The 4,842-nt window shown below is 67.6% G+C and carries 3 protein-coding genes and 2 pseudogenes; all 5 read right to left on the reverse strand.

Features of this window, described 5'->3' with window-relative positions:
* Positions 1-894: MobF family relaxase (gene mobF / locus ACZ4SF_RS37985; RefSeq protein ID WP_468393616.1), on the reverse strand; the 894-nt coding region annotated here is incomplete at its 3' end.
* A pseudogene (locus tag ACZ4SF_RS37990) lies at positions 846-1,031 on the reverse strand (hypothetical protein); the annotation flags it as partial. The gene mobF and the pseudogene ACZ4SF_RS37990, both read right to left, overlap by 49 nt.
* 572 nt (positions 1,032-1,603) lie before the next feature.
* Positions 1,604-2,716, reverse strand: coding sequence for a tetratricopeptide repeat protein (locus ACZ4SF_RS37995; protein WP_468393619.1), 1,113 nt, complete (start codon positions 2,714-2,716; stop codon positions 1,604-1,606).
* A gap of 597 nt (positions 2,717-3,313) precedes the next feature.
* Entirely contained in the window at positions 3,314-4,300 is a 987-nt protein-coding gene (locus tag ACZ4SF_RS38000) for an ATP-dependent DNA ligase (RefSeq protein ID WP_468393621.1), read from the reverse strand.
* A gap of 427 nt (positions 4,301-4,727) precedes the next feature.
* A pseudogene (locus tag ACZ4SF_RS38005) lies at positions 4,728-4,842 on the reverse strand (IS5 family transposase); the annotation flags it as partial.

Here is a 4,842-nt window from a genome sequence, read left to right on the forward strand (position 1 = left end):
CGCGGACGCCCGCCACCACGCGAGCAGCTGCTTCAACGGGCGCGGAGTCTTCTTCTCAGGGCGGGTGTCCTGCGCCGCCTGCCACCCGAGGCCGTTGCGGGCGCGCTCGCCGGGCAACCGCCCGTGCTCCTGCGCGAACTTGTAGGTGAGGCCCTCCAGGACGTCCTCGATCCGCTGACGGCGGGTGGAGGACCAGTCGATGAGCTCGGAGTCGACACCGGCTACCTCCATCACCGGGCGCAGGCCCGGCGTCACCTCACGGGGCACCGTCGCCAGCCCCAGCTCCTCACACACCTCGGTCGTCATCGCGAGGGTGTAGAGCGTCCCGGCCGCCACCACATTCCGGTAGAGGAGGAAGGTGTCCAGGGCGCCCCACACCGGCTCGCCGTCGTCGTCCAGGCGCTGCACGCGGTTGAGGACCAGGCAGTGGTCGTGCAGGAGCGGGAATCCGTCCCGGTTGTCGAAGTGCCGGAAGGCGGCAACCACGAGGGCCGGGGTCTTCGCGCGGCCGCGGCCCGAGGACCACCGGGTCTCCGCGACCTCATCCTCCAGCCAGCGCAGCGCCTTGGCGATGGCCCGCTCGTGCGCCCGCTCGATGATCCGCCGCGTCCTGGCGTCTCCCAGTGCCCACAGCACGATCAGGGACGCCTGCGGACGGAAGGTGAAGTCGAGGGCGAGCAGGGGGTCTGCTTGCGCGCCTCGATCTCTTCGATCGGCTGCCCGAGCACGGTGGCCAGTCGTGCCGTTGCCGGGTCGGCGCCGTCGTCCAGGAGGCCGCGTTCGATGCGGTCGGCGTCCGGGTGCCGGCCCTGTCCGAAGACGAGCTCCATCTGCCGCTCGGACACCTCCGCGCCCTCGATGAGCCCGAGCGCGTCCAGGCCGCGCCCCAACCACCTCCCCGGCGGGAGGCCGGCCATCTTCTGGGCGTCCTTCAACGACTGGCCGACCGGACGGCGGACGTCTCCGAACGCGACTCCGCGCACGTAGTACCGCCACGCGTTACGCCTCTGAACCTTCGCGACACTCAGCATCCCCACAGGGGACACCCGCTCTGAACTGCGAAAAAGCGCGATCCCGGTCAGCGGGAAACTTCACTGGAACTTCACGGTCGAACCCGCACGGCGGGCACTTTCGGCGCCGTCGCGCCCGCCCGGCGGACACCACCAGGGCCATGTAAATGCTGCGCAGCGCCCGATCCACGCTCGCTTGACAGAGTGCTAGGCCCGGGCTGGCCAGGTCGTCAAGGGGGTGCTGGTCTCTTCATCAGTGAGGGTGGTGCGGACGGCTGGTCGTCCTTGCTCGCCCACGAGCTGGGTGAACTTGCTGCGCGCGACCGGTTGACTATTCCACCAGCCGTGCATGACGGGTCGCCCGCTTGCCGTCATGACGAGGTGATAGCGGCCAGGCCGCGACTCCACGTCCAGAGCACCCGCCAGTGCGGGACCGTCCATGGACTCTCCTTGCTGTCCTGTGACACGAAATCTTGAGTCCGTGCCATCGAAGTTTGAGTGTTATGGATCACTAGGTGGATCTTGTCTAGCTGGCCCGTTTATTCGCCGGCAGACTCGACGCGCCGAAGGCACGGCTGGCACTTCTGCTTGAATCAAGAACCGCGGATGTGCCATCTACCAGATGCTGGGTGCCACACCAGGTGAACCTGTCCCTGGTCTGGCCTACGCGATGTCAGCTCCCCCAAGTCGAGCGATGAAAGAGCCCGCAGCGCCTCGTCCGACGCATTCGACCAGAGGAAGAGTGTGATGCCTGCATCCGGATCTTGGAGGATGGCAAGGCCTGGTTCGGTACCTGCCGCAGGCGTAGCGGGCTGTGGCGACGATGACTCGTTCTGGTCCTTGCTCTTGCCGTCCCTGCGCAACAGCCGGCGGACGAGCTGCCGGGCCTGGTTGTAAGCGTCCTCGGCGACCCTGGCTGTCAGGGCTTGAAGGAATGGCACGACCGCGGTAGTTACCACCGCTGTCATCGCAACTTCTACGAGCCCCGGCGGTGGCACCGCACACGGGCGCCGCTCCCTCCGGAGCTCAATCTCGCGGGCCCGCAGCGTGTTGATCTGCGCACGCCACGCGGCGGCTTCCTCAGTCCGGTTCAGCCTCTCGAGGAGCTCGGCCAGATGTATGGCGGCAGTCGACGAACCTGCTTCCGCCTCCGGCCTCAGGTATTGCTCGGCTTCGGCCGACCGGTCCTGATCCATCAGGAAGATGGCGAGGTTACGCCGCGCGGATGTGAGGCCATTGTCGATGGATGCGCGGAACCAGTCTTCCGCTTCGGTTGCCTGCCCTGTCACATTCAGTAGTTCGGCGAGCCGCAGCATCGAGTGCGGAGCGCCGCCTTCGGCGGCTTTCCGAAGCCAGAACTCACGCTGGTCCGAGCTTGGGTTGATTTCCGCCAAGGCGTTCATCGCCGCAACGCAGCCTGCCCCCGCAGCGCGCCACAACCAGTAGATGTAGGAGGCGCTCTCGGCGCGAGCGCGCACGTAGTCTTCTTCCGACCGGGCGTTATACAACCAGGACAGCTCGTACATCGCCTCCGGATCGCCAGCCTGCGCCGCGGCATATAGCCATCGCTCAGCCAGGTCGCTCGCGTCCTGGGAATCGACGTACCGGTAGTGCATGCCGAGCATCCTTATTGCACCCGGATCGCCAGCTTGCGCAGCCAACTCAATGTTCGGATCCAGCCTGCCGGGCACCCTTGATGCTGCCACCTGTCCCTCCTTGGACCGCAGCCCGGCTGGTCCTCCGTCGGAGGGCTCGGCGCGGGTGCTCGCGCACAAGGCGCTCACTGGCCTGTTTGTGGATCAGTTCAGTCTGCTCGCGAAGGGGATAGTCGTGCCGCTCAAACTGTGATGGCACGAAAGTACTGATCGCCAACCTTCGATGGCAACGATCAACATGCCGTGTCACAGCACACTTGCCCCCTCGTTTGTGCTGGTCGCCCACCATCCTAGAATCGAACATGTGACCGATCCAGCTCCGACGCGCCTCACGCTGCTCCGCTTTCTGGAGCGCGTGCAGGTCCGACCTGGAACGCACCCGCCGGTGGATCGCCGAGGAAGAACGCCGTGAGGCAGAACGGCAGCACGGACTCGCTTCCCGGCCCCCTGATCCGGACTGGCTGATCCAGTACGGCCTCAACCGAAAGAACGTCGACTGGGTGCACACCGGCGACTGCTGGGCGGCCGAGAAGAGCGGCCGGTGCCGCCCGGTCACAAGGGCCCAGGCGCTGGAGGCGCTGCTCAGCAGGTCCCCGCATGCGCGCACTGCCGGCCCGACACCGCGCTCGGCCTCCTCGACTGATCACCTCAGGATGAGGGCATCGCGCCTTGGCCGAAGGCGGCCACGTCAACTGGCGCCATGTCCGGGCGCAGCCGTACGAGCCGGACCGGGTGCCGCCACGCCCCCCGCTCCTGCGCCGTGTCTACGGCGATCTCAGCGACCAGGCCCGGCTCAACCAGGAGCACATCCAGCTGCGTTCTCGATCCCCACGACGTCGTGAAGCGGACACCCTGCCAGGGATGCTCTGCTCCCGCTGGCCGCAGGCGCTCGGCAAGTTCGCGCGCGGCGTCCGGGCGCAGCGGTGTGCTCCGGCCGACCGGTCGCAGTGCGCCCGCTTCGTCGTAGCGGCCCAGCACGAGCGTCTGCGGCCGTCCCAGCGTTCCCGTGATGGCGCCGATCACTGCCTCCGTGGTGTCCCGGCGGCGCACCTTGTAGAGGGCGCGGGCACCGCGCAGATAGCGCTGCTCGGTCCCCCGGATGATGAGTCCCTCCACGCCGGGGACCTGTGTCCAGGACGTGAGCCACTCCTGAGCCGTCGCCGGGTCGTCCGTCTCCGGGCACAGCGTCCAGGGGGCGCGTAGATCGTGGTCTGTGAAGAGCTGTTCCAGGCGGGCGCGACGCTCGGCATACAGGGCGTGGAGGAGCTCGCGGCCGTCAACTTGGAGGACGTCGAACACGATCAGGTGGGCGGGCAGTTCCTCCGCAAGGCGGGGCGCGCTGCGGTGGCCGGCGGCCGTGCGCCGCTGCAACGCCTCGAACGACATCCGGTCCCCCGACCACACGACCAGCTCGCCGTCGAGGATCAGGCCGTCGGGCAGGTCCGTGGCCGCGCTCACGAGGTCCGGGAAGCGGCTCTGTAGGAGGCTGCCGCGGCGGGACTGCACCAGGAGCGGGCCGGGTGCCGGCCACGGGGTGAAGACGATCGCCCGGTAGCCGTCGAACTTGGGCTGGAATCGCAGCTCACCGGGCAGCGCGCCCGGCGCGGGCACCGTGTCGCGGGCCTGCGCCAGCATCGGTTCCACGGGCGGCCGAAGCACCATACGTCCGGTCTACGGGCTCCCCGGTGCCCGCGCGACCTGGCACGGCCAGCGGTGTGGCGGGCGTCATCATGTGATCAGCGCGCACGACCTTGCTCGGTCACATCTCGTTGGGCGGGACATCGACGAGCTGGCTTTTCGGGGTTCCCGTAACGCTGCGCGACGTTGACTCGTTGAGATGGCTGGCGCCGGATGAAGCTGCCGCGACGGTGCCTGGCCGAGAGATCCGGCCCATGACCGGGAGACGAGTAGGCCCTAGACGCACCGCGTCATCGCAGCAGTGGCTAGCCACAGTCCGCGTGGAGTCATGGGCTCACGCACGAGGACAAGTCATGGCATTCCACGCACGTAAGAACGCCGCTCGTCGGCAGCAGGATCTAAGAGGTCGTTTTATCCCGGTGTTTTATCCCGGAATCTGCCTGCTCGTCTGCGGTGTGGGGTCGCGCCAGGAGATGGTGTTCTCGCCGGTGAGGCGGCGGGTCATGAGGTCGGTCATGGCAATGTGGATCACGGCTTCT

The organism is Streptomyces sp. NPDC027663 (assembly GCF_055566415.1).

Bases quoted from the DNA above. Each gene is read 5' to 3' on its own strand.
- ACZ4SF_RS38000 (WP_468393621.1), bottom strand. From the start codon at position 4,300: ATGCTGGCGCAGGCCCGCGACACGGTGCCCGCGCCGGGCGCGCTGCCC.